Origin of the sequence: Streptomyces sp. NPDC008137 (assembly GCF_042957035.1) — a bacterium.
Taxonomy (GTDB): Bacteria; Actinomycetota; Actinomycetes; order Streptomycetales; family Streptomycetaceae; genus Streptomyces.
Genome location: NZ_JBIBHN010000007.1, coordinates 48,515 through 72,234 on the forward strand (window position 1 = coordinate 48,515; position 23,720 = coordinate 72,234).

General features: G+C 70.5%; 24 protein-coding genes and 1 riboswitch. Of the genes, 15 read left to right on the forward strand and 9 right to left on the reverse strand.

Annotated features, from left to right (window positions below; genetic code table 11):
• Nucleotide 1: 1 nt before the first annotated feature.
• The 4 genes from ACFZBT_RS13720 to gcvT all read right to left on the reverse strand — a co-directional run bounded on the left by ACFZBT_RS13720 (nucleotide 2) and on the right by gcvT (nucleotide 4,424).
• Nucleotides 2-1,369 carry an L-serine ammonia-lyase gene (locus ACFZBT_RS13720; RefSeq protein ID WP_391102431.1) on the reverse strand — a complete coding sequence of 456 codons (1,368 nt, stop codon included), beginning with the start codon at nucleotides 1,367-1,369 and terminating at the stop codon, nucleotides 2-4.
• Between the two features lie 143 nt (nucleotides 1,370-1,512).
• Nucleotides 1,513-2,775, reverse strand: a complete 1,263-nt coding sequence (gene glyA, locus ACFZBT_RS13725; RefSeq protein ID WP_391102434.1) for a serine hydroxymethyltransferase — start codon at nucleotides 2,773-2,775, stop codon at nucleotides 1,513-1,515.
• Between the two features lie 14 nt (nucleotides 2,776-2,789).
• Nucleotides 2,790-3,167, reverse strand: coding sequence for a glycine cleavage system protein GcvH (gene gcvH / locus ACFZBT_RS13730; RefSeq protein WP_391102437.1), 378 nt, complete (start codon nucleotides 3,165-3,167; stop codon nucleotides 2,790-2,792).
• A 135-nt stretch (nucleotides 3,168-3,302) separates the two neighbouring features.
• Nucleotides 3,303-4,424, reverse strand: coding sequence for a glycine cleavage system aminomethyltransferase GcvT (gene gcvT / locus ACFZBT_RS13735; protein ID WP_391102440.1), 1,122 nt, complete (start codon nucleotides 4,422-4,424; stop codon nucleotides 3,303-3,305).
• Between the two features lie 173 nt (nucleotides 4,425-4,597).
• Nucleotides 4,598-4,698, reverse strand: a riboswitch (glycine riboswitch).
• A gap of 143 nt (nucleotides 4,699-4,841) precedes the next feature.
• Between gcvT and ACFZBT_RS13740 the strand changes: the two genes are divergently transcribed.
• The 10 genes from ACFZBT_RS13740 (at nucleotide 4,842) to ACFZBT_RS13785 (ending at nucleotide 16,086) form a co-directional block, all read left to right on the forward strand.
• Nucleotides 4,842-5,549 carry an AAA family ATPase gene (locus ACFZBT_RS13740; RefSeq protein ID WP_391102442.1) on the forward strand — a complete coding sequence of 236 codons (708 nt, stop codon included), beginning with the start codon at nucleotides 4,842-4,844 and terminating at the stop codon, nucleotides 5,547-5,549.
• Between the two features lie 618 nt (nucleotides 5,550-6,167).
• Nucleotides 6,168-6,956 carry an enhanced serine sensitivity protein SseB C-terminal domain-containing protein gene (locus ACFZBT_RS13745; RefSeq protein WP_391102445.1) on the forward strand — a complete coding sequence of 263 codons (789 nt, stop codon included), beginning with the start codon at nucleotides 6,168-6,170 and terminating at the stop codon, nucleotides 6,954-6,956.
• 138 nt (nucleotides 6,957-7,094) lie between these two features.
• Nucleotides 7,095-7,895 (forward strand): enhanced serine sensitivity protein SseB C-terminal domain-containing protein, encoded by an 801-nt coding sequence (locus tag ACFZBT_RS13750; protein WP_391102448.1) that lies wholly within the window; start codon nucleotides 7,095-7,097, stop codon nucleotides 7,893-7,895.
• A gap of 329 nt (nucleotides 7,896-8,224) precedes the next feature.
• Entirely contained in the window at nucleotides 8,225-9,223 is a 999-nt protein-coding gene (locus ACFZBT_RS13755) for an ABC transporter permease (protein ID WP_382838533.1), read from the forward strand.
• An 8-nt stretch (nucleotides 9,224-9,231) separates the two neighbouring features.
• Entirely contained in the window at nucleotides 9,232-10,998 is a 1,767-nt protein-coding gene (locus tag ACFZBT_RS13760) for an ABC transporter substrate-binding protein (protein ID WP_391102451.1), read from the forward strand.
• Between the two features lie 91 nt (nucleotides 10,999-11,089).
• Nucleotides 11,090-12,100, forward strand: coding sequence for an ABC transporter permease subunit (locus ACFZBT_RS13765; protein ID WP_391102453.1), 1,011 nt, complete (start codon nucleotides 11,090-11,092; stop codon nucleotides 12,098-12,100).
• On the forward strand, nucleotides 12,097-13,179 hold the full coding sequence (locus ACFZBT_RS13770) for an oligopeptide/dipeptide ABC transporter ATP-binding protein (RefSeq protein WP_391102456.1): 1,083 nt from the start codon (nucleotides 12,097-12,099) through the stop codon (nucleotides 13,177-13,179). The genes ACFZBT_RS13765 and ACFZBT_RS13770 overlap by 4 nt, the downstream gene beginning before the upstream one ends.
• 35 nt (nucleotides 13,180-13,214) lie before the next feature.
• Entirely contained in the window at nucleotides 13,215-14,330 is a 1,116-nt protein-coding gene (locus tag ACFZBT_RS13775) for a dipeptide ABC transporter ATP-binding protein (protein ID WP_391102459.1), read from the forward strand.
• A gap of 64 nt (nucleotides 14,331-14,394) precedes the next feature.
• On the forward strand, nucleotides 14,395-15,069 hold the full coding sequence (locus ACFZBT_RS13780) for a TRIC cation channel family protein (RefSeq protein ID WP_391102461.1): 675 nt from the start codon (nucleotides 14,395-14,397) through the stop codon (nucleotides 15,067-15,069).
• Between the two features lie 156 nt (nucleotides 15,070-15,225).
• Entirely contained in the window at nucleotides 15,226-16,086 is an 861-nt protein-coding gene (locus ACFZBT_RS13785; RefSeq protein WP_391102463.1) for an acyl-CoA thioesterase domain-containing protein, read from the forward strand.
• 626 nt (nucleotides 16,087-16,712) lie between these two features.
• Here the strand turns inward: ACFZBT_RS13785 and ACFZBT_RS13790 are convergent.
• Nucleotides 16,713-17,351, reverse strand: a complete 639-nt coding sequence (locus tag ACFZBT_RS13790) for a TetR family transcriptional regulator (protein WP_391102465.1) — start codon at nucleotides 17,349-17,351, stop codon at nucleotides 16,713-16,715.
• A 115-nt stretch (nucleotides 17,352-17,466) separates the two neighbouring features.
• On the opposite strand from ACFZBT_RS13790, the gene ACFZBT_RS13795 reads away from it, so the two are divergent.
• From ACFZBT_RS13795 to ACFZBT_RS13805, 3 genes are all read left to right on the forward strand, one after another.
• A complete protein-coding gene (locus ACFZBT_RS13795; protein ID WP_184598666.1) occupies nucleotides 17,467-17,634 on the forward strand; it encodes a hypothetical protein in 168 nt (55 codons plus the stop codon).
• A gap of 65 nt (nucleotides 17,635-17,699) precedes the next feature.
• Nucleotides 17,700-17,966 (forward strand): DUF4190 domain-containing protein, encoded by a 267-nt coding sequence (locus ACFZBT_RS13800; protein WP_391102468.1) that lies wholly within the window; start codon nucleotides 17,700-17,702, stop codon nucleotides 17,964-17,966.
• Between the two features lie 140 nt (nucleotides 17,967-18,106).
• Nucleotides 18,107-19,276 carry an aminotransferase class V-fold PLP-dependent enzyme gene (locus tag ACFZBT_RS13805; RefSeq protein WP_391102471.1) on the forward strand — a complete coding sequence of 390 codons (1,170 nt, stop codon included), beginning with the start codon at nucleotides 18,107-18,109 and terminating at the stop codon, nucleotides 19,274-19,276.
• Nucleotides 19,277-19,283: 7 nt separating this feature from the next.
• Here ACFZBT_RS13805 and ACFZBT_RS13810 read toward each other — a convergent pair whose 3' ends face one another.
• Nucleotides 19,284-19,661 carry a helix-turn-helix domain-containing protein gene (locus tag ACFZBT_RS13810; RefSeq protein WP_391102473.1) on the reverse strand — a complete coding sequence of 126 codons (378 nt, stop codon included), beginning with the start codon at nucleotides 19,659-19,661 and terminating at the stop codon, nucleotides 19,284-19,286.
• Nucleotides 19,662-20,048: 387 nt separating this feature from the next.
• Between ACFZBT_RS13810 and ACFZBT_RS13815 the strand changes: the two genes are divergently transcribed.
• Nucleotides 20,049-20,531, forward strand: coding sequence for a hypothetical protein (locus ACFZBT_RS13815; protein ID WP_391102475.1), 483 nt, complete (start codon nucleotides 20,049-20,051; stop codon nucleotides 20,529-20,531).
• 12 nt (nucleotides 20,532-20,543) lie between these two features.
• On the opposite strand, the gene ACFZBT_RS13820 is transcribed toward ACFZBT_RS13815, so the two are convergent.
• Complete coding sequence (locus ACFZBT_RS13820) at nucleotides 20,544-21,209, reverse strand: N-acetylmuramoyl-L-alanine amidase (RefSeq protein WP_391102477.1); 666 nt, start codon at nucleotides 21,207-21,209, stop codon at nucleotides 20,544-20,546.
• A gap of 60 nt (nucleotides 21,210-21,269) precedes the next feature.
• Between ACFZBT_RS13820 and mnmA the strand changes: the two genes are divergently transcribed.
• A complete protein-coding gene (gene mnmA, locus ACFZBT_RS13825) occupies nucleotides 21,270-22,400 on the forward strand; it encodes a tRNA 2-thiouridine(34) synthase MnmA (RefSeq protein ID WP_391102479.1) in 1,131 nt (376 codons plus the stop codon).
• 126 nt (nucleotides 22,401-22,526) lie between these two features.
• On the opposite strand, the gene ACFZBT_RS13830 is transcribed toward mnmA, so the two are convergent.
• Nucleotides 22,527-23,309, reverse strand: coding sequence for an alpha/beta fold hydrolase (locus ACFZBT_RS13830; RefSeq protein ID WP_391102482.1), 783 nt, complete (start codon nucleotides 23,307-23,309; stop codon nucleotides 22,527-22,529).
• Nucleotides 23,310-23,370: 61 nt separating this feature from the next.
• A complete protein-coding gene (locus ACFZBT_RS13835; protein WP_391102484.1) occupies nucleotides 23,371-23,694 on the reverse strand; it encodes a DUF427 domain-containing protein in 324 nt (107 codons plus the stop codon).
• Between the last annotated feature and the right edge of the window lie 26 nt (nucleotides 23,695-23,720).

Consider the following 23,720-nt stretch of genomic DNA (forward strand, 5'->3'; position numbering starts at 1 on the left):
CTCAGCACTCGATGATGTTCACCGCCAGCCCGCCCCGGGCCGTCTCCTTGTACTTGACGGACATGTCCGCCCCGGTGTCCTTCATCGTCTTGATGACCTTGTCCAGGGACACCTTGTGGGAGCCGTCGCCGCGCATGGCCATCCGGGCGGCGGTGACGGCCTTGACCGCCGCCATGCCGTTGCGTTCGATGCACGGGATCTGGACCAGCCCGCCGACCGGGTCGCAGGTGAGGCCGAGGTTGTGTTCCATGCCGATCTCGGCGGCGTTCTCGACCTGCTCCGGTGAGCCGCCGAGGACCTCGGCCAGGGCGCCCGCGGCCATCGAGCACGCGGAGCCGACCTCGCCCTGGCAGCCGACCTCGGCGCCTGAGATGGAGGCGTTCTCCTTGAACAGCATGCCGATCGCGCCCGCGGCGAGCAGGAAGCGGACCACGCCCTCCTCGTCGGCGCCCGGCACGAAGTTGACGTAGTAGTGCAGGACCGCCGGGATGATGCCGGCCGCGCCGTTGGTGGGGGCGGTGACGACGCGGCCGCCGGCCGCGTTCTCCTCGTTGACCGCCATCGCGTAGAGGGTGATCCACTCCATGGACAGAGCCAGCGGGTCGCCCTCGGAGCGGAGCTTGCGCGCGGTGTTCGCGGCACGGCGGCGCACCTTGAGGCCGCCCGGCAGGATGCCCTCGCGGGACATGCCGCGCGCCACGCACGACTCCATCACCCGCCAGATCTCCAGCAGGCCGTCCCGGATCTCCTCCTCGGTGCGCCAGGCGCGCTCGTTCTCCAGCATCAGCGCCGAGATGGACAGACCCGTCTCCTCCGCCAGACGCAGCAGTTCGTCGCCCGTACGGAAGGGGTACTTCAGGGCGGTGTCGTCGAGTTTGATGCGGTCCGCGCCGACGGCCTCCTCGTCGACGACGAAGCCGCCGCCGACCGAGTAGTAGGTCTTCGTCAGCAGCTCCGCGCCCGAGGCGTCGTACGCCCACAGGGTCATGCCGTTCGCGTGGTACGGGAGGGCCTTGCGGCGGTGCAGGACCATGTCGTCGTCGAAGGAGAACGCGATCTCGTGCTCGCCCAGCAGATTCAGCCGGCCGTCGGTCTTGATCGCCTCCACCCGGTCGTCGGCCTTCTCCACGTCGACCGTGCGCGGGGAGTCGCCCTCCAGGCCGAGCAGGACCGCCTTGGGCGTGCCGTGGCCGTGGCCGGTGGCGCCGAGTGAGCCGTACAGCTCGGCACGGACCGAGGCGACCGACTCCAGCAGCGCCTCGTTGCGCAGCCGCCGGGCGAACAGGCCGGCCGCGCGCATCGGGCCGACCGTGTGGGAGCTGGACGGGCCGATGCCGATCGAGAACAGGTCGAAGACCGAGATGGCCACGGGAACTCCTGACTACGGGGGTGGTGCGGTGGAACCGGGCGCCGCGACCGCTTGTGGCGGGCACGGCGCCCTGAAAGGTTTCTTCGCTGCTTATGAGGTGCTGCTTGTGAGGTGCTGCTTGTGCAGGTGTCGCTGTGCGGGCGCTACTTGTTCAGGCCCGGGTACAGCGGGTGCCGGTCGGCCAGGGCCTTCACCCGGGCCTTGAGCGCGTCCGCGTCGTAGGACGGCTTGAGCGTCTCGGCGATGACGTCCGCGACCTCCGCGAAGTCCTCGGCCTCGAAGCCCCGCGTCGCCAGGGCCGGCGTACCGATCCGCAGACCGGACGTCACCATCGGCGGGCGCGGGTCGTTCGGGATCGCGTTGCGGTTGACCGTGATGCCCACCTCGTGGAGGCGGTCCTCGGCCTGCTGTCCGTCCAGCTCCGAGTGGCGCAGGTCGACCAGGACCAGGTGCACGTCCGTGCCGCCGGACAGGACGTCCACGCCCACGGCCCGGACGTCGTCCTTCACCAGACGCTCGGCCAGGATGCGGGCACCCTCCAGCGTACGGCGCTGGCGCTCCTTGAAGTCCTCGGAGGCGGCGACCTTGAACGAGACCGCCTTGGCCGCGATCACATGCTCCAGCGGACCGCCCTGCTGACCGGGGAAGACAGCGGAGTTGATCTTCTTGGCGAGTTCGGCCGTGGAGAGGATCACACCGCCGCGCGGGCCGCCCAGCGTCTTGTGGGTGGTCGTGGTCACCACGTGCGCGTGCGGTACGGGGTTCGGGTGCAGCCCCGCCGCCACCAGCCCGGCGAAGTGCGCCATGTCGACCATCAGGTACGCGCCGACCTCGTCCGCGATCCGGCGGAACTCGGCGAAGTCCAGCTGCCGCGGGTAGGCGGACCAGCCCGCGACGATCAGCTTCGGCCGGGACTCCTTCGCCAGCCGCTCCACCTCGGCCATGTCGACCCGGCCGTCGTCGCCGACGTGGTAGGCGACGACGTCGTAGAGCTTGCCGGAGAAGTTGATCTTCATGCCGTGGGTCAGGTGCCCGCCGTGCGCGAGATTCAGACCCATGATGGTGTCGCCAGGCTTGAGCAGCGCGAACATCGCGGCGGCGTTGGCCTGGGCGCCCGAGTGCGGCTGGACGTTGGCGTGCTCGGCGCCGAACAGCTCCTTGACCCGGTCGATGGCGATCTGCTCGACCACGTCGACGTGCTCGCAGCCGCCGTAGTAGCGGCGGCCCGGGTAGCCCTCGGCGTACTTGTTGGTCAGGACCGAGCCCTGCGCCTCCATGACCGCGACCGGGGCGAAGTTCTCCGAGGCGATCATCTCGAGCGTGGACTGCTGCCGGTGCAGCTCGGCGTCGACCGCGGCGGCGACGGCCGGGTCGAACTCGTGCAGGGACGTGTTCAGGACGGACATACGGCTACGACCTCTCAGCCGGCGGAGAAGGCGGTGTACTCGTCGGCGGAGAGCAGGTCGCCCGGCTCGTCCGTGACGCGCACCTTGAACAGCCAGCCGCCCTCGAAGGGGGCCGAGTTCACCAGGGACGGGTCGTTCACGACGTCCTCGTTGACCTCGGTGACCTCACCGGAGACCGGGGAGTAGAGGTCGGAGACGGACTTGGTCGACTCCAGCTCGCCGCAGGTCTCGCCCGCGGACACGGTGTCACCGACCTCCGGGAGCTGGACGAAGACGACGTCGCCGAGCGCGTTCGCCGCGTGCTCCGTGATGCCGATCGTCGAGACGCCGTCCTCGGCGCCCGACAGCCACTCGTGTTCCTTGCTGTAGCGCAGCTCTTTGGGGTTGCTCATGGCCTGGATTCTCCTGTACGCGCGGGAGTGCTGGTGAATGCTGATGAAGGGGACCGCTGGTGAGCGGGGATGAGACGCCCGGGACCGCTGTGGCGGCCCGCGTGCCGGTGTCCGCTTCCGGCGCTTGGCCGGTCTCTACTTCTGGCGCTTGTAGAACGGCAGCGCCACGACCTCGTACGGCTCGTGACTGCCCCGGATGTCCACGGCCACACCGGGTGTACCGGGAGCCGCGTGCGCGGGGTCGACGTACGCCATCGCGATCGGCTTGCCGAGCGTGGGGGAGGGCGCGCCGGAGGTGACCTCGCCGATCACCTCGCCGCCGGTGACGACCGGGTACCCGGCGCGCGGGACCCTACGGCCCTCGGCGACGAGGCCGACCAGGACGCGCGGCGGGTTCTGCTCGGCGCGCGCGGCGGCCTCGGTCAGGGCCTCGCGGCCGACGAAGTCGCCCTCCTTCTCGAACTTCACCACCCGGCCGAGCCCGGCGTCGAAGGGCGTCAGGGAGGTGCTCAGCTCGTGCCCGTACAGCGGCATGCCCGCCTCCAGGCGCAGCGTGTCACGGCAGGACAGCCCGCACGGGACCAGACCGGCGCCCTCGCCCGCCTTGGTGAGGGCCTGCCACAGCTCCACGGCGTGCTCCGGCTTCACGAACAGCTCGAAGCCGTCCTCGCCGGTGTACCCGGTGCGGGCGATGAGGGCCGGGACGCCCGCGACCGTGCCGGGCAGACCCGCGTAGTACTTCAGGCCGTCGAGGTCGGCGTCGGTGAGGGACTTCAGGATCCCCGGGGATTCCGGGCCCTGCACGGCGAGCAGCGCGTAGGCGTCCCGGTCGTCGCGCACCTCGGCGTCGAAGCCGGCGGAACGTTCCACCAGCGCGTCCAGGACCACCTGGGCGTTGGAGGCGTTCGCGACGACCATGTACTCCTGCTCGGCCAGCCGGTACACGATCAGGTCGTCGAGGATGCCGCCGTCGGCCTGGCAGATCATGGTGTAGCGGGCGCGGCCGGGCTTGACCCCGCCGATGTTGCCGACCAGCGCGTGGTCGAGGAGGGCGGCGGCCCCTGGCCCGGTGACGGTGATCTCGCCCATGTGGGAGAGGTCGAACAGCCCGGCTTTCGTGCGTACGGCGTTGTGCTCGTCGCGCTCGGAGCCGTAGCGCAGGGGCATGTCCCAGCCGGCGAAGTCGGTCATCGTCGCGCCGAGCGAACGATGCAGGGCATCGAGCGCGGTGTGGCGGAGTTCTCCTGTACTGCTCACGGTCGGTCGTCTCCCAAGGCATAAGGCATGACGGGCGAGGTCGTTCCTCCCCATCTGTCATCGGAACCTGAGAGGTTCGCCATGACCGCGCGGGTCAACGGCTTGCACCTTGGGTGGGGCCACGCCGCTTCCCCGGACTCCGGGGAAGGCTGCGGCCCGCTTTTCAGATGTGCCTCGCCCGCGCGGTAACGGGGCCTGAGAGATTCAAGGGAGGGACTTGCTCCTTCGGCGCCCCAGCGTCGGACGGTGCTGGGGACTCTCCCGCGCGGATTCAAACGGCCGGTATGCAGTTGGCGGGCACATCATTGCACGCATCGTCGCGGGGTGGCAGGGGGACCACCCTGTAGCAGGGCTGTTGCAGGAAGAGGACTAAAACCAGAGACATCGGGCATTACCTTCTCTTTACACTCGGCGGGCATGGGACTCCGTACCTGGCCCCAGGGGAGGACGATCACGGTGAACAGGACCACCGCGTACGCCACGACGTCGGGCATCGCGCTGCCCGAGCAGCCGGCCGCTCCGGTGCGCGCGGCCTGCGGCCCGCAGCCGGTGCCGGTCGTCCGCGATCTGCGCGAGCGCGCCGGCCGCGGCCCGCACGCGCTGCTGTTCGGGCCCCGCGACATCGTCGTGGTCACGGGCCTGCCCGGCAGCGGCAAGTCCACGCTGATGCGGCGCGCCGTGCCGGGCCGGCGCATCGACTCCCAGGACACCCGCGACCACTGGGACCGCCGTATGCCGCGCGCCCTGCCGTACGCGGTCTACCGCCCGCTGGTCCGCCTCGCCCACTACGCCGGGCTGCGTCGCGCCCTGCGCACCGGCGAGGGTGTCGTCGTGCACGACTGCGGCACCCAGGCCTGGGTCCGCCGCTGGCTCGCCCGCGAGGCCCGCCGCCGGGGCGGCACGCTCCACCTGCTGATGCTCGACGTCACCCCCGAGCAGGCCCTGGCCGGCCAGCGCGACCGCGGCCGGGGCGTCTCGCGCTACGCGTTCCTGCGTCACCGCGCGGCCACCACCCACCTGCTCCGCGAGGTCGAACGCGGCGAACTGCCGTCCGGCTGCGGCTCGGCGATCCTCGCCGACCGCGACGCGGCGAACACCCTCCACCGCATCGGCTTCGCGGGCTGACGGCCCTGGCCGGTGGGCGGGCGTTCACGGGCACGGCGGTCCGCGGCGGGGGAGCCGCGGTTCACGGGCAGGCTGCCGGGGGTGGTTAGCCCTTCTCCTGGGGCGGCATCCGCGGTCGGGCGTCCGGGGAGCCCGGGCCGTCCGTCTGCGGCCCCTGTGTGCGTGGGGCAGGCGCGCGCCGGGAAGCACAAACCCTCACCCTCCGCGTGCGGCCCCGAGCGGCGGGCCCGCGTCAGCGGCGGTCGGTGAGCCCGCGAGCACGGTCGACGGCGCTGCGGTCGGCGAACCGCGTGTATAGGACAGGCATCCGCGCGGTCTCTTGCGCCGGGTAGCCCATCCCGCCCGCCTGTTGTCCTGGGCCGCCTGCGTGCGGCAGGCATCCGTGGTCGATGCGCTGGGCACACGGCCCGGTCCGCCCGCGGGGCCGAGTCGTGTGCACGTGGCAGGTGTCTGCCGTCAATAAACCCCGTGTATGGGGCAGGCGTCCGTGGTCGGCGAGCCCGGAAGGCGCCGTCCCGCCGCTCGCGGCCCCGGCCGTGGTTCACGGGGTGGCGGTCCGCCGTTCCCGAGCCGCTAGCCTTTGAGCCACAGCAGTGGTTTCAGGCAGGCGGTAGGCAGATGGACTTCCCGGCGGACTTCTCCGCGGACTTCCCGGCGCAGACGCAGACCCACCCGCACGGCGGATGGCCCGGCAACGAGCTGGAGGAGGTGCTCTCGGCCTCCCTCGGCGCCGGTCCGTCGGCCGGCGGGCGGATCGTCGAGGTGCTCGGCCGGAGCTTCGTGTGGATCCCGCTGCCCAGCGGCGGCGGCCCGCAGAGCGGCCCCCTCGACCTCCCCGGCATCGAGATCGAGGGCCAGGCGTTCGTGCCGGTGTTCAGCTCCGAGGAGCAGTTCCGCCAGGTCGTCGGCTCGCACATGTCGTACACCATCGCCCCGGCCGTGGAGTTCGCCCGTGGTCTGCCCCCGCACGCGGGGATCGCCGTCAACCCCGGTGGTGTGGTCGGCATCCCGCTCCCGCCGCCCGCCGTCGCCGAACTGTGCCGGGCCGGCCGGACCCCGCTGGACGGCCCCGCGAGCGGCGGCCGGGTCCGCCTCTTCGAGCCCGACTGGCAGGACGACCCGGTGGACTTCCTCGCCGCCGCGTCCGCCGAGTTCGAGGCGATCGGCGTCGTCGTCACCGCCCGCCGCTGCCTCGCCGCGATCGAGACGGCCGACCCGGTGATGTTCGTCGGCGTCGAACTCTCCCAGTGGGAAGGCGACCTGCGCGCCCTCCCGCTGGACGCCCTCACCCGCGCCGTCACCGCCGCCCCGCCCCCCTGGCCGGTCAACCTGGTCCTCCTGGACGTGGCGGAGGACCCGGTGGGCGAGTGGATGCGAGACAGGGTCCGGCCCTTCTACCAGCGGTAGGGCAACCGGCCCGGGGGCGCGGGGAACTGCGCGATCAACCACACACGACCCGCACCCGCCCGACGGCACCAAGCTCCGGGCTCCCGAGCGGGCTTAAGCTAGGGCACGGTCGAGGCGTTGTACGAAGGGGCGGTAAAGGTGAGCGCGAGCGGCACGGCCGCGGCCGGACAGGTCGAGCACATGCTGCGCCAGGTCACGCCCGGGCGTTATGACGCCTATGAGGCCCTCCTGCGCGCGCTCGCGACCCCCCACAGCGGCCAGATCTGGATGCTCCTGTGGCAGGGCCAGGCCGGATCCCCCGACGCCCAGTACGGAAACATGGAGGTCGAGCGCTGCGGCTACGCCCCCTGTGTGACCTCCGCGCAGGAACTCTCGGCCAGCGGCTGGAACCGCAGTTACGAGGTCGTCGACGGCATCGACGTGGCCCGCGCCCTCTACCCCGACCACTACGGCCTCTGGCTCAACCCGCACGCCCCCGGCGGCGGCGTCGGCATCCCCTGGCTCGACCTGCGCCGGATCGCCATGGGCCTGGACCGCCAGCCCGCCGGGCCCCTCCGGCTGTCCGAACCGGCCATCGAGATCCCGCAGTTCTACGCCCTGCTCGCGCAGAACGCCCACCGCACCCCGGCCGTCCGCTCGCTGCGCCGCGCCTGGGTGCAACCCGCGCTCGGGGCGCCGTATCTGGCCATCGGGCTCGACGTCTACGACACCTCGCCGCCGGCCGTGGATTCGGTGCGCGCGATGATGCAGCAGTCCCTCGGCGCCGTACCGGACGGGCTCCCCGTGTCGACCGTCGCGATGTCCGACGAGCACGACCCGGTCGCCATGTGGCTGCGCGCCGGCGCACGCCCGTTCTACGACCGAGAGGCCCACGCCACGGCCCCCGTCCAGGCCCCGGCTTCCGGCTACGGATACCCGCCCGCCCAGGGCAGGTACTGACCCGCCCCAGGTCCCGCGAAGCCGTTCCGTAACGCGACAACCGTTCAACTCTCCGCGCGTAGATAAGGCCAGATAGAGCGGTTCTGTCCTAATATGCCCCTGTCGCAGCGCGTCCGACCCCTGCTACCCGTTGTCCGGATAACGGAACCTCGCAGACAGCATCACGTTTACGCATCCTTTCATCGCCAAGTCTGGCAACAGATCGCCAAAGCGTTGAAGACTCCCCGCAAGACACGGGCCGGGTCGGTCTCGTGTACGAGACAAACAAAACCGCTACAGCGGCAGCCAGGGGCTCGGCGATCGCCGGGTCGAGAGGGGTCAATCGCACCGTGACCGCACCGATCGAGACCACCGGGGCGGAAGCCGGAGCACAGCCCGAGGCCGTGCTCGCCGGGGTCAAGAAGAGCCAGATCGAGGGGCGCTCGCTCACCCAGATCGCCTGGATGCGCTTCAAGCGGGACAAGGTGGCGATGGCGGGAGGCGTCGTCGTCATCCTGCTCGTGCTGATGGCGGTGTTCTCCAAGCCGATCCAGTGGATCTTCAACCTCGATCCCAACAAGTTCAACCAGGACCTCATCGACCCCGCGCTGCTCGCACCCAAGGGCGGCTGGGGAGGCATGAGTTGGGACCACCCGCTCGGCGTGGACCCCCAGTACGGCCGGGACATGCTCGCCCGCATCATCGACGGCTCCTGGGTCTCCCTGCTGGTCGCGGGCGGCGCCACGCTGCTGTCCGTGTGCATCGGCACCGTGCTCGGTGTCGTCGCCGGCTACTACGGCGGCTGGATCGACAGCGTCATCAGCCGGATGATGGACACCTTCCTGGCGTTCCCGCTGCTGCTGTTCGCCATCTCGATCTCGGCATCGGTGCAGGACGGCTTCTTCGGTCTCGACGGCCTGTCCCTGCGCATCTGCGTGCTGATCTTCGTGATCGGCTTCTTCAGCTGGCCGTACATCGGCCGCATCGTGCGGGCGCAGACCATGACCCTGCGCAAGCGGGAGTTCATCGAGGCGGCTACCAGCCTCGGAGCACGCGGCCCGTACGTCCTGTTCCGGGAACTGCTCCCCAACCTCGTCGCGCCGATCCTCGTCTACTCGACGCTGATCATCCCGACGAACATCCTCTTCGAGGCCGCGCTGAGCTTCCTCGGTGTCGGCATCGCTCCGCCGCAGGCCTCCTGGGGCGGCATGCTCAGCAACGCTGTGGATCTCTACACGGCTGATCCGCAGTACATGTTCGTGCCCGGACTGGCGATCTTCATCACCGTCCTGGCCTTCAACCTGCTGGGTGACGGGCTGCGTGACGCCCTCGACCCTCGCAGCAAGTGATCCATCGAATGAGGGGGCTTCCTCAGGTGAAGACGAGAAGGGTGACCGCCGGCGTTGCGTCGGTCCTGGCACTGTCGCTGGGTGCTGCCGCGTGCGGCGGCGGAGGTGACGACAACGACGGGGGAGGCAGCGGCAAGAAGGACGCCGCGCTGAACTCGATCGTCAACGCGTCGGACAAGAAGGGCGGGACGGTCTCGTACGAGCACTCGGACGTGCCCGATTCGCTCGACCCGGGCAACACGTACTACGGCTGGGTCCAGAACTTCTCCCGCCTCTACGGCAGAACGCTCACCACGTTCAAACCGGCGGCGGGCAAGGACGGCCTGGAGGTCGTGCCGGACCTCGCCGAGGGCCTCGGCAAGTCCAGCCCGGACGCCAAGACCTGGACGTACAAGCTGCGTACGGGTGTGAAGTTCCAGGACGGAACCCCGGTGACGTCCAAGGACGTGAAGTACGCCATCGAGCGTTCCAACTTCGCGCCCGAGGCGCTGTCCAACGGGCCGACGTACTTCAAGGCGTACCTTGAGGGCGGCGACAAGTACAAGGGCCCGTACAAGGACAAGTCCGCCGAGGGCATCAAGTCCATCGAGACGCCGGACGACCAGACGATCGTCTTCAAGCTGAAGCAGCCGTTCGCCGACTTCGACTACCTGGCGACGTTCTCGCAGACCGCCCCGGTGCAGAAGTCGAAGGACACCGGCGCGAAGTACGTGCAGGCCATCCAGTCCACCGGCCCGTACCAGTTCCAGTCCTACCAGGAGGGCCGCGGCGCCACCCTCGTGCGCAACAAGCAGTGGGACGCCAAGACGGACCCGATCCGCAAGGCCCTGCCGGACAAGGTCACGATCAAGTTCAAGGTCAACCCGGTGACGGTCGACAACGACCTGCTCTCCGACAAGATCACGGCTGACGCGGCCGGCACGGGTGTGCAGCCGCAGACCCAGCCGAAGGTGCTGCGCGGCAAGTACGCCAACCAGACGGACAGCTCGTACGCCGGTGCGACGCAGTACATCGCGCTGAACGTGAACGTGAAGCCGTTCGACAACGCCGACTGCCGCAAGGCCGTGCAGTGGGGCCTCGACAAGCAGTCGGTGCTCGACGCCATGGGCGGTTCGCCGAAGGGCGACGTGGCGACCACGCTGCTGCCGCCGTCGGTCAACGGCTACACCAAGTTCGACACCTACGCGACCGAGGGTCACAAGGGCGACGTGGCCAAGGCCAAGGCGGCGCTGAAGGCGTGCGGCAAGCCGAACGGCTTCAACACGATCCTGACGGCCCGTTCCGACCGGCCCGCCGAGGTCGCGCAGGCCACGGCCGTCCAGGCGTCGCTGAAGAAGATCGGCATCAACGTCGAGATCAAGCAGTTCCCCTCCGGCAAGTACTTCTCCAACTTCGCCGGTGTCCCGAGCTACGTCCACGACAACAAGCTCGGCATGCTCTCGATGGCGTGGGGCGCCGACTGGCCGACCGGCTACGGCTTCCTCGACCAGATCATCAACGGTGCGGCCATCAAGCCCTCGGGCGGCAACAACCTGATGGAGCTGGACGACCCGAAGATCAACAAGGCCCTGACGGACGCGATCGCCAACACCGACGACGCGGCCCGCACCAAGGCCTGGGGTGACATCGACAAGATGGTGCTCGACAACGCCTCGGTCGTTCCCGTCATCTACCGCAAGAACCTGCTGCTCAGGCCGACGTCCGCGGCCAACGTCACGGTGACGCAGGCCTACCTCGGCATGTACGACTACCTGCTGATGAGCTCCGCGAAGTAAGCCAGCAGGCCGGATCCTTTCGAAAGGCAGGTGAAGGCACCGGGTGGCCGCGGCGGACGATCCCGCCGCGGCCACCCGGGGCCGTACAGCTGTGGCTGCGTACATCCTCCGACGCGTCATGGGCGCGGTGCTGTTGCTGCTGGTGGTCAGCGCAGTCACTTTCGCCATCTTCTTCCTGGTGCCCCGCCTCGGGGGCCAGACGGCCGACCAGTTGGCCACCCAGTACGTCGGCAAGGACGCGAACCCCGAGTCCGTCGCCGCGATCAAGCAGAACCTCGGCCTGGACCAGCCGGTCTACGTCCAGTACTGGGACTTCATCAAGGGCATCGTGATCGGCGCCGACTACAAGTTCGGTCCCGACGCGACGCACTGCAGCGCACCCTGCTTCGGGTACTCGTTCAAGAACCACGTCGAGGTGTGGCCCGAGCTTCAGGAGCGGATCCCCGTCTCCTTCTCGCTGGCCGTCGGCGCCGCGGTGATCTGGGTGGTCTTCGGTGTGACGACGGGTGTGATCTCCGCGCTGCGCAAGGGCAAGCCCATCGACCGCACCGCCATGTTCATCGCCCTCTCCGGCGTCTCCCTCCCGATCTTCTTCACCGGCCAGATCCTGCTGGCGCTCTTCGTCTACGAGATCCCCATCTGGGACAGCGTCGACTACGTCCCGTTCACCGAGAACCCCGCGGATTGGGCCTGGCACCTGATCCTGCCCTGGGTCAGCCTCGCCTTCCTCTTCTCCGCTCTCTACGCCCGGCTCACCCGGGCGGGCATGCTGGAGACGATGGGCGAGGACTACATCAGGACGGCCAGGGCCAAGGGGCTGAAGGAGAGCACGGTCGTGGCGAAGCACGGCCTGCGCTCCGCGCTGACCCCGATCGTCACGATCTTCGGTATGGACTTCGGTCTGCTGGTCGGCAGCGCGGTGCTCACCGAGACGGTCTTCTCGCTGCAGGGCATCGGGGCCTACGCCATCCAGTCCATCCAGCAGAACGACCTGCCCATCATCATGGGTGTGACCATGGTCGCCGCGTTCTTCATCGTCTTCTGCAATCTGATCGTCGACCTGGTGAACGCCGCCATCGACCCCCGGGTGAGGTACTCGTGAGCAAGCTCGACAAAGCCGCGCTCGGCGAACCGGACCCCGTCGCCCCGTCCACCGCGGACGACGTGTTCCTGTCCGTGCGGGATCTGCGCATCCACTTCGACACGGACGACGGTCTGGTCAGGTCGGTGGACGGCGTCAGCTTCGATGTGCGCAAGGGCAAGACCCTGGGCATCGTGGGCGAGTCCGGCTCCGGCAAGTCCGTCACCTCCCTCGGACTGATGGGCCTGCACCGCTCGGCCCGTGCCAAGGTCTCCGGCGAGGTGTGGCTGGACGGCCAGGAGCTGATCGCGGCCGACCCCGACGAGGTGCGGCGGCTGCGCGGCCGGAAAATGGCCATGATCTTCCAGGACCCGCTGTCGGCGATGCACCCCTACTACTCGGTCGGGCAGCAGATCGTCGAGGCGTACCGGGTCCACCACGACGTCAGCAAGAAGGCCGCCAAGCAGCGGGCGATCGAGATGCTCGACCGGGTCGGCATCCCCGAGCCCGCCAAGCGCGTGGACGGCTACCCGCACGAGTTCTCCGGCGGTATGCGCCAGCGCGCGATGATCGCCATGGCGCTGGTGAACAACCCCGAGCTGCTCATCGCCGACGAGCCGACCACCGCCCTGGACGTCACCGTGCAGGCGCAGATCCTCGATCTGATCCACGATCTGCAGAAGGAGTTCGGCTCCGCGGTCATCATGATCACCCACGACCTGGGCGTGGTCGCCGAGATGGCCGACGACCTGCTGGTCATGTACGGCGGCCGGTGCGTGGAGCGCGGTTCCGCCGAGGACGTGTTCTCCGAGCCCCGGCACCCCTACACCTGGGGTCTGCTCGGCTCGATGCCGCGTATGGACCGGGAGGAGACCGACCGCCTCATCCCGATCAAGGGCGCGCCGCCCTCCCTCATCAACCTCCCGTCCGGCTGCGCCTTCAACCCGCGCTGCCCGTACGCGGACCTCCCGAAGGACAACGTCACCCGCACGGTCCGCCCCGAGCTGACCGAGGTCGGCGGCGGGCACTGGGCCGCCTGCCACATGACCCAGGAGCAGCGGGAGCGTATCTGGACCGAAGAGATTGCGCCGAAGCTGTGAGCGACGACAAAACGGTGAGCGAAGACGGCACAACGGTGAGCAAACCGGACACCAGCGGGAGCACCCTCACCAAGGACACCACCGCCGACGGCGATGTCCTGCTGAAGGTGACCGGCCTGCAGAAGCACTTCCCGATCCGCAAGGGCCTGCTCCAGCGGCAGACCGGCGCGGTGCGCGCCGTCGACGGCATCGACTTCGAGGTCCGCAAGGGCGAGACGCTCGGTGTCGTGGGCGAGTCGGGCTGCGGCAAGTCCACCATGGGCCGGCTGATCACCCGGCTGCTCGAACCGACCGGCGGCACGGTCGAGTTCGAGGGCAAGGACATCACGCACCTCGGCACGAGCGATCTGCGCCCGATGCGCCGTGACGTGCAGATGATCTTCCAGGACCCCTACTCGTCACTGAACCCCCGGCACACGATCGGCACGATCGTCGGCGCCCCCTTCAGGCTCCAGGGTGTCGAGCCCGAGGGCGGGGTGAAGAAGGAGGTCCAGCGGCTGCTGTCGGTGGTCGGTCTCAACCCCGAGCACTACAACCGCTATCCGCACGAGTTCTCCGGCGGCCAGCGCCAGCGCATCGGCATCGCCCGCGCGCTCGCGCTCAACCCCAAGCTGGTCGTGGCCGACGAGCCGGTCTCCGCGCTGGACGTGTCGATCCAGGCGCAGGTGGTGAACCTGCTGGACGACCTCCAGGAGGAACTGGGTCTGACGTATGTGATCATCGCGCACGACCTGTCGGTCGTCCGGCACGTCTCGGACCGGATCGCGGTGATGTACCTCGGCAAGATCGTCGAGCTGGCCGAGCGCGACCAGCTGTACAAGTCGCCGATGCACCCCTACTCCAAGGCCCTGCTGTCGGCCGTGCCGATACCGGATCCGAAGCGCCGGGGCACCAAGAGCGGGCGCATCCTGCTCAGGGGCGACGTGCCCTCGCCGATCGCCCCGCCGAGCGGCTGCCGCTTCCACACCCGGTGCTGGAAGGCGACCGAGATGTGCAAGACGACCGAGCCGCCGCTCAAGGAGCTGCGGGCCGGGCAGCGGGTCGCCTGCCACCACCCGGAGAACTTCGAGGACCAGCAGCCGCAGGACACCAAGCTGCTCTCCTCGGCCCACGAGGCCGCGGAGAACAACGGCTCACCTGTGGAGAAGTGACTCCGCCCGAGCCCCCGCCCCCGCACCTGGGGGCGGGGGCTCGGCCGTGGGTAAAAATGTTCGGGTGCTCCAGGAACTCTTCACCCCGTCCGTCCAGCACTCGCTCGAGCTGATCGGCATCTTCGTCTTCGCGATCTCCGGCGCTCTGCTGGCCGTCCGGAAGAACTTCGACGTGTTCGGCATGGCCGTCCTCGCCGAGGTCACCGCGCTGGGCGGCGGTCTCTTCCGTGACCTGGTCATCGGGGCCGTACCGCCCGCCGCCTTCACGGACCTGGGGTACTTCCTCACCCCGCTGCTCGCCACCCTCCTGGTCTTCTTCCTGCACCCGCATGTGGAACGCATCCAGGTCGCCGTGAACGTCTTCGACGCGGCCGGCCTCGGGCTGTTCTGCGTCGCCGGGACGACGAAGGCGTACGAGTACGGGCTCGGCCTGACCGCCTCGGCCTGTCTGGGGATGGCGACCGCCGTGGGCGGGGGAGTGCTGCGGGACGTGCTCGCCAATGAGGTGCCCTCGCTGCTGCGCTGGGACCGCGACCTCTACGCGGTTCCGGCGATCGTCGGCGCCACGATGATCGTGCTGTGCATCCACTACGACGTCCTGTCCCCGCTGACCAGCGCCCTCGCGGTGGTCACCGCCTTCGTGCTGCGGCTGCTCGCGATGCGATACCACTGGCGAGCTCCGCGGGCATGGCACCGGCGGTCGACGGTGAGCGAGGAGGAGCAGCCCCTCCTGCCGTGACGGGCCGGCGGCCGGTCATCTCCGTCAGCCGACGGAACGCCGGCACCACCTGCGGCCGCCACAGCGCCAGGGTGTGACCGCCCGCGCTCCAAGTAGGGGGAGTTCGCCAAGTCGAGAAAGCTACCGCTTAGTAGCTGGTTCTTGTACTGTTCAGCCATGCCAGAAGCAGCCACCGCCCCGACCGTCCGGGCCACGATCGGCGACAGCGAGTTCGACCGCGACACCGCGCTCACCCCCCGTGCGCCCGGCGTCTACGACATCGACCTCTCCGCCGGCTGGACGATCATCAGCGCCGTCAACGGCGGCTATCTGCTGGCCGTCCTGGGCCGCGCGCTCGCGGACGCCCTGCCGCACGCCGACCCGTTCACCGTCTCGGCGCACTACCTGACCGCGTCCCAGCCCGGCCCGGCGGTCGTCCGCACGGACGTCGTCCGCACCGGCCGCACCCTGTCGACCGGCCAGGCCTCGCTCTTCCAGTACGACGACGAGGGTCGCGAGGTCGAACGCATCCGCGTCCTCGCCTCCTACGGTGACCTGGACGCCCTGCCCGACGACGTCCGTACGACGGCCGAGCCGCCCGCGATCCCGCCGATGGAGCACTGCTTCGGCCCGGAGGACGGCCCCGCCCCGGTCGACGGCAGCTCGGCCATCGCCGACCGCCTGATGCTCAAGCTGGACCCGTCGACGCTGGGCTGGGCCCTCGGGCAGCCGTCCGGCAAGGGGGAGATGCGCGCCTGGTTCGGGCTCGCGGACGGCCGCGACCACGACCCGCTCTCCCTGCTGCTCGCGGTGGACGCCCTGCCGCCGACCGCCTTCGAGATCGGGCTGAAGGGCTGGGTCCCCACGGTCGAGCTGACGGTGCACGTCCGCTGCCGCCCGGCACCGGGCCCCCTGCGCGTCTCGATCACCACGCGCAACCTCGCCGGCGGCTTCCTGGAGGAGGACGCCGAGGTCTGGGACAGCGCCGACCGGCTGGTCGCCCAGTCCCGGCAGCTCGCCCGGGTCCGGCTCGGCTGAACTTCGCTTCACTGACAGACAGATCACAGGGCGTCCCGAGGGGAGTCCTGAGCGGCGTTGGTTGAGTGCTCGCCTCAGGACTTCCTCACCTTCCCTGGAGCTGTCTCTCATGAAGCGTGCTCGTCTCCTCCCTGCCGTGGCCCTGCTGGCGTTGTCGCCTCTCGCCCTGGTGGCCTGCGGCTCGGGTGACTCCTCGTCGTCCTCGAACAGTGGCGGCTCCGGACAGCAGCAGGCCTGCCAGGCGCCGTCGGGGGCGCCTTCGGGCGCACCGTCCGGTGCGCCCTCGGGGGCTCCTTCCGGTGCGCCGTCTGGCGCCGCCTCCGGAGGTGCCAAGCCGTCGGGTGCGCCGTCCGGGCCGCCTTCGGGCGCCCCCAGCGGTGCGCCGGGCGGAGCTCAGGGCGGCGGGCAGGGTGGTCCCGGCGGTGGCCAGGGTGGCGGCCAAGGTGGAGGCTGTGGTGGGCCCGGAGGCGGTCAGACCTCGGGCGGGCAGGGGCAGCAGACCCCGCAGGCGCAGAAGGAGCAGTAGGCGCAGGGGTGTGAGGGTCCGGCCGGGGCCCTCCGGAATACGTCAGGGGCGGCGCGCCCGGCGAGCGGGCGTGCCGCCCCGCTGTGTCGCGCGCCGGGTGTCAGTCCAGCCAGTGGTGGCGGCCGAGGCCGATCAGCCGCATCTGGCGGGTCGCCACCCGCGTGACATGCCGAGTCCGCTCCGCGCGCTCCTTCTCCGGGCCCTCCAGCGCCTCCAGGAAGAGCGACGCCGTGATCAGCATCTGGTCGACGTAGAGATGCGCGAGCATCAGCAGGTCGTCCTCGGTCCAGCCCTCGGACACCGCGTCCTTGGCCAGCTCCTCCTTGACCTCCTGGGCGAAACGGGCCAGTTGCTCCCGTATCGCCTCCCGCACCGGCTGGACTCCGCCGTGCCGTTCACGGGCGATGAACCGGACATGTGCGGGGTACCCGTCGACGTGACGGGCGATCAGCTCGATGGCGCGCGTGACGCGTTCCTCGTGGTCGCCGGTCGCGGACACCGTCGTCCGGATCATCGGGTGCAGGCTGCCCAGCGCCTCCTCGACCAGGGCCACGCCCAGATCCGCCGTCGAGCGGAAGTGCCGGTAGAAGGCCGTCGGGGCGACACCGACGGCGCGCGTGACCTCGCGCAGCCCCAGGCTGCTCAGGCTCTGCTCCTCCAGCAGCCCCAGGGCCGCGTCCAGGAGCGCCTGCCGGGTCTTCTGTTTCTGGGCCTGCCGGATGCCGAGGGTGTGACTCATACCATGCAGTTAACAACTGTTCTCTGGAATTGGAAAGTCATGGGAGGCGCTAGACTGGGAAGTCAGTGAACAACTGTAACCACAACCGTTCACCGAAACCCTGGGGGCTTTTCCCATGCTGTTCATCGTCGCCGCACTCCTGCTGCTGGGGGTCGTGCTGGGCACCGTGGCCCACGCGCCGCTCACCTTCTCCGTCGCCGCGGGCGTGGTCATCGCCGCCTGGCTCGGCATCTTCGCGATCCGCGAGCGCCACAGCCGCCGACGTCACACGCAGGCCCACTGACCGCCGTCCCGCGACCCACCACCCCGCCGACCGCAGTCCCGCCGACCCGACAGGAGTCGATCACCATGCAGCTCACCGCCCCGGCCACGCGCCGCACCGGTATCCGCGACACCGACGGCATGGCCGTCGCGTCCTTCGTCCTCGGCCTGCTCGGCCTGCTCGTCCTCAACCTCTTCCTCGGCCCGATCGCCATCGCGCTCGCGAGCATCGCCCTGTGGCGCGGCACCGGGCGCCCCGGCCGCGCCTACCTGGGCCTGGGCCTGGGCATCGCCGACCTGCTGGTCCTGGCGGCGTTCATGGAGTTCGACAGCACGATCTCCTGGAGCTTCTGAGCCGCCGTCGGGCGACCGTGCGCCGGCACGGCGCGGCCGGGCCCGGGGACGACGGGCCGCAGCCGCGCGGGAAAGCGGTTCACGTTCGGCCAGCCTTGCTCTGAGGCCCGTGGAACCAGAGCCGTAGAATCGGGCTCACCATGGCTTACCTCGACCACGCCGCGACCACCCCGATGCTCCCGGAGGCGGCAGAGGCGCTCACCGCGCACCTGGGTGCCACCGGCAACGCCTCCTCCCTCCACGCATCCGGCAGGCAGGCCCGCCGTACCGTCGAGGAGGCCCGCGAGACCCTCGCCGAAGCCCTCGGCGCCCGCCCCAGCGAGGTCGTCTTCACCTCGGGCGGCACGGAGGCCGACAACCTCGCCGTCAAGGGCCTTTACTGGTCACGCCGCGACGCCGACCCGGCCCGCACCCGCGTCCTCGCCAGCCCCGTCGAGCACCACGCCGTCCTCGACGCCGTGCACTGGCTCGGCGAACACGAGGGCGCCACCATCGAGTACCTGCCGGTCGACGCCCACGGCCGCGTCCACCCGGACGCCCTGCGCGAGGCGATCGCCCGCGACCCCGACGACGTGGCCCTCGCCACCGTCATGTGGGCGAACAACGAGATCGGGACGATTCTGCCGATCCGCGAACTCGCCGACGTGGCCGCCGAGTTCGGTGTCCCCCTGCACTCGGACGCCGTCCAGGCCTTCGGCCAGATCCCCGTGGACTTCGCCGCCTCGGGGCTCGCCGCGATGACGGTGTCCGGCCACAAGATCGGCGGCCCCTACGGCATCGGCGCGCTGCTCCTCGGCCGCGAGCACGCCCCCGTGCCGGTCCTGCACGGCGGCGGCCAGGAACGCCATGTGCGCTCCGGCACCCTCGACGTACCCGCCATCGCCTCCTTCGCGGTCGCCGGGCGGCTGGCCGCCGAGCAGCGCGAGTGGTTCGCCCGCGAGATCGGCGCCCTGCGCGACGCCCTGGTCGGCGCCGTCCGCTCGGCCGTGCCGGACGCGATCCTCGGCGGCGACCCCGCACCGGAGGGCCGCCTCCCAGCCAACGCGCACTTCACCTTCCCCGGCTGCGAGGGCGACTCCCTCCTGCTCCTGCTCGACGCCCAGGGCATCGAATGCTCCACGGGCTCCGCCTGCACCGCCGGCGTCGCCCAGCCCAGCCACGTCCTCCTCGCCACCGGCACCGACCCCGACCTGGCCCGCGGCACCCTCCGCTTCTCCCTCGGCCACACCTCCACCGAGTCCGACATCAAGGCCCTCGCCAAGGCCATCGGTCCCGCGGTGGAGCGGGCACGGGCGGCGGGGCTGACCTGAGGGCAGGTCAGTCGGACGCGGCCCGCGGCGGCTTGTGCCCGCTTCCCGGCGCCGACTGCGGGGTGGCGGCCGGAGCCGTGATGGCGCGGAGCACGGACTGCTGCGGCGCGATGCTCTGCGGCGGCGGGAACTTGGCCGCGAGACCCGTCAGCAGCCGGATGTAGGCGGCCCGTTGAGGCGGACGGGGCTCCGAACGGCCCGCTTCCCACGCGCTCACGGTCTCCCTGCGGACCCCCAGAGTGTGGGCCACACGCTCCTGGCTGAGACTGCCGGCCTCACGCAGGCGCTTGCGCTCGGCCGGCTCGGGCAGTCCGTCCGCCGGTGAAGCCTCTTCCAGCAAGGCGTCGACCGCGTCGAACAACGCGTTCCCCTGATCCTCGGACACGCTGGTCACCTACCGTTTCCGTTTCTGGGAGCGTACCGAAGCGCACGTTGAAACGCTTGGCGAACCGCCCGGCTGGAACGCACGTGTTTCGCACGCGGAACGCTTGCCCCCGCTTCCCGGGGGCGGCGGTGTGGGTGAGGTCCTCAAAGGGCTGATGACCTGGGCTTCAGCGCGACAGGTCCGATATGCGCCACCGAACCGGCTCCCAAGAGTGCGTCAGAGGCTTCTGTGCGACCGGCATAGTTTTCCGGGTCGCAGATTGTGCACTTCTGCCGACGAGGTCTCGGTGTTCGCGACGTTAACGTGAGCTTTGCGCGCACGTTTCTCACGGGTCGCGCACAGTCCCCCGACGCGGGACATCGCCTGCCCTTGGGAACGGAACCTGCCATGCCTTCGCACGCGCTGACCGAAGCCGCTGCCGCTGCCGCGCCCGTGTATCTCACGGCCGTCGTCACGGCGGGCCTCGGGCTTCTCGCTCTGGCGGTCAAGCTCGTCCTGCGCAAGCTCAAGCAGCGCCGTCAGGACCTCGCCGGCCCGCTGGAGGCGCTGACCGAGCTCTTCACCCGGCTCCGACAGCTGGACACCCGGCCCACGACCGCCAAAGACCTCGAGTTCGTCCAGGAGAGGGTCGATGTGTTCGAAGGGGCGGTGCTCAGGCGGAAGAGGCTGGGCAAAGTTCTCGGCGACGTCATCCGCCTCGCCGGTGAGTACCGTGAGATCGAATTACCCGAGGTCGGCGAGCTCCTTCCGGCAGGACTGAGCGCCAGCGCCCTGTACGAGCGCTCGCGCAGGCAGGGGTCCGTCGCGCGGGAACTTCAGGACGCCGTCGCCGCCGCGACGGAACGGCTCGGACGGATGCACAACCGCTGAGCGCCGCTTCCGTCACGCCCGCCCGGTACGCGCCTCCCGCACCAGCCGCATGTACTTGTCCCAGTCCCAGTGCGGCCCCGGGTCCGTGTGGTCCGTGCCCGGGACCTCCACATGGCCGATGATGTGCTCGCGGTCGACGGGTATGTCGTAGCGGGCGCAGACGCGGGCCGTGAGGCGGGCCGAGGCCTCGTACATCTCGTCCGTGAGGTCCTGGGGGCGGTCCACGAAGCCCTCGTGCTCGATGCCGACACTGCGTTCGTTGTAGTCGCGGTTGCCCGCGTGGTACGCCACGTCCAGCTCGCGGATCATCTGCGTGACGTGCCCGTCCTGGCGGACGATGTAGTGCGTGGCCGCCTTGTGCCCCGGGTCCTGGAAGGCCTTCACCGCGCTGTCGAAGCTGCCCTGCGTGACATGGACGATCACCATGTCTATGCCGAAGTCGTCGGGGCGGTCCGCGCGCCGCCAGTTCGCGTCCGAGGCCGCCACCCAGCGGGCACCCGTGTAGTCGACCTCGCCCGCCTTGCGCGGCTTCTCGACGCCGGGAGTCCGCCACCACAGCCGCGCGAGCTCGTCCCGGGCCAGCACGGCACTGCCCGCCGCTGCCGCCGCCCCGCCGATCAGCAGCGCGCGACGGCCGACCTTCCGGTCGCCGTCCTTCGAAGCCTTCCGCTGTCCCATGTGATCGTCAACGGATACTCGCGGGCCCTGGTTCCCGCGCCCCCTTACCCTTGAAGGGTTATGACTGAAACCCCGCAGCGCTCCCGTCCCCTCCGCGTCCTGGCCGCCATGTCCGGCGGAGTCGACTCCGCCGTCGCCGCCGCCCGCGCGGCCGAGGCCGGCCACGACGTGACCGGCGTCCACCTCGCGCTCTCCGCCAACCCCCAATCCTTCCGGACGGGCGCGCGCGGCTGCTGCACCATCGAGGACTCGCGCGACGCCCGCCGCGCCGCCGACGTCATCGGGATCCCCTTCTACGTGTGGGACCTCGCCGACCGCTTCCGTGAGGACGTGGTCGAGGACTTCGTCGCCGAGTACGAGGCCGGCCGCACCCCCAACCCCTGCCTGCGCTGCAACGAGAAGATCAAGTTCGCGGCCCTCCTCGACAAGGCGCTCGCGCTGGGCTTCGACGCGGTGTGCACCGGCCACTACGCCAAGGTCGTCACGCTTGCCGACGGCACCCGTGAGCTGCACCGCGCCTCCGACATGGCCAAGGACCAGTCGTACGTCCTGGGCGTGCTGGACGACCGGCAGCTCGCCCACGCGCTCTTCCCGCTCGGCGACACGGTCACCACGAAGGACGAGATCCGCGCGGAGGCCGAGCGCCGCGACCTGGCTGTGGCCAAGAAGCCCGACTCGCACGACATCTGCTTCATCGCCGACGGCGACACCCAGGGCTTCCTGGCGGACCGGCTCGGCAGGTCCGAGGGCGACATCGTCGACGAGTCCGGCAACCGGATCGGCACGCACGAGGGCGCGTACGGCTTCACCATCGGCCAGCGCAAGGGCCTGCGCATCGGCACCCCGGCCCCCGACGGCAAGCCGCGCTACGTCCTCGACATCTCGCCGGTGGACAACACGGTCACGGTCGGCCCGGCCGCCGCGCTGGACGTCAGCGCCCTGACCGCGATCAAGCCGCGCTGGTGCGGCGCCGCCCCCGCGGGCCCCGGCACCTACACGGCCCAGCTCCGCGCCCACGGCGGCGAGACCGAGGTGCGTGCCGAACTCGTCGACGGTTCCCTGGAGGTCACCTTCACCGAGCCGGTCCGCGGCGTCGCCCCCGGCCAGGCGATCGTGCTGTACGACGGCACGCGCGTGGTGGGCTCGGCGACGATCGCCTCGACGACCCGGGCGACGGCGGGCGTGGCCTGACGCCGGGCCCGTCAGTCCCGCCGGGAAGGAGCCCGTCAGCATCGGCGTCGGCACGTTTCGTCTCGGTGGCCCGTGCGACGGCGGGCCCTGGCCCGACGCCCACGCCGCCGGCCTGACGCGGCTTCGTCAGCCCTGCAGGAAGAAGTCCGTCAGCACCGGCGTCAGCACATTCGGCTCGACCATGTGCGTCTGCCCCTGGAGCGTGCGGTACGTGCCCCGGGGGACCGAGTCCGCGATCGCCCGGGCCGCCTCACGCAGCCAGGCGGGGCTCGCGTCGCCCGCGACCGCCAGGACGGGGACGCCGACCGAGGCCAGCCGGTCGCGGGGTACCCGGCCGTCGCGCATGACGGCGTCGTCGTAGGCGAGGCTCCCGGCGATCGCCTCCATACCGGCCCACATGGGGGACTGGCGGGCTCCCTGGATCACCTGCTCGGCCAGGCCGGCCAGACGCAGGAACAGCTCGACCGCGTCACCGCGCCGTCCCTCGCCGAGCGCCTCCGTCAGCCGCCCGGTGTACTCCGCGCGCTCCTGGGCGCCCTCCTCGGACATCGCGAACGGCGTCTCGTACACCGCGACGCGGCGCACCGGCAGTCCGCCGGCCGCCGCCTCCAGGGCCAGCGCCCCGCCCGAGGAGATGCCGTACAGGAACGCCTCGCCGCCGACCGCCTCGATCACCGCCGCCAGGTCCTCGAGTTCGCGCTCCACGGCGTACGGCGCGGTGTCCCCGCTGGCGCCACGGCCCCGGCGGTCGTAGACGACGGCCTGGAAACGCTCCGAGAGCGACACGGCCAGCGGCGCAAGGGTGCCGCCCGTCGACATCGCGCCGCTCACCAGGACGACCGCGGGGCCCTGTCCGGTGCCCTCGTAGGCGATGCGGGTGCCGTCGCGCGAAAGGATCTTCTTGTCCATGCTCATGCAGACTGCCGCACGGCGGGGTGTTCATCGGTGAGGCGGGCCGTGCGTCAGCCGATCACGTCACTTCCACCTCGTAGAAGCACAGGTGGTCCTTGATCTCCGCGACGTCCGGCTCGGGATCCGGATACGCCCACACGAGGTCCGCCGCCTCCGGCAGCGACCAGTAGGAGGCGGTGCCCTTGAACGGGCAGTACGTCTGTGTGCCGGACGGGGTCAGCAGCTCCAGGCGTACGTCCTCGGCCGGGAGGTAGTAGCGCTCCGGACAGCCCGTCTCCCGCAGGACCAGCGCCCGGTCACTCTCCGCCAGGACCTGTCCGCCGCGCACCACGCGTACGTGCCGTCCGCTCGGTTCGACGGTGATGCGATGCCCTCTGGTCACGATCGCCCTCCTTGGGTAGCCGAGTC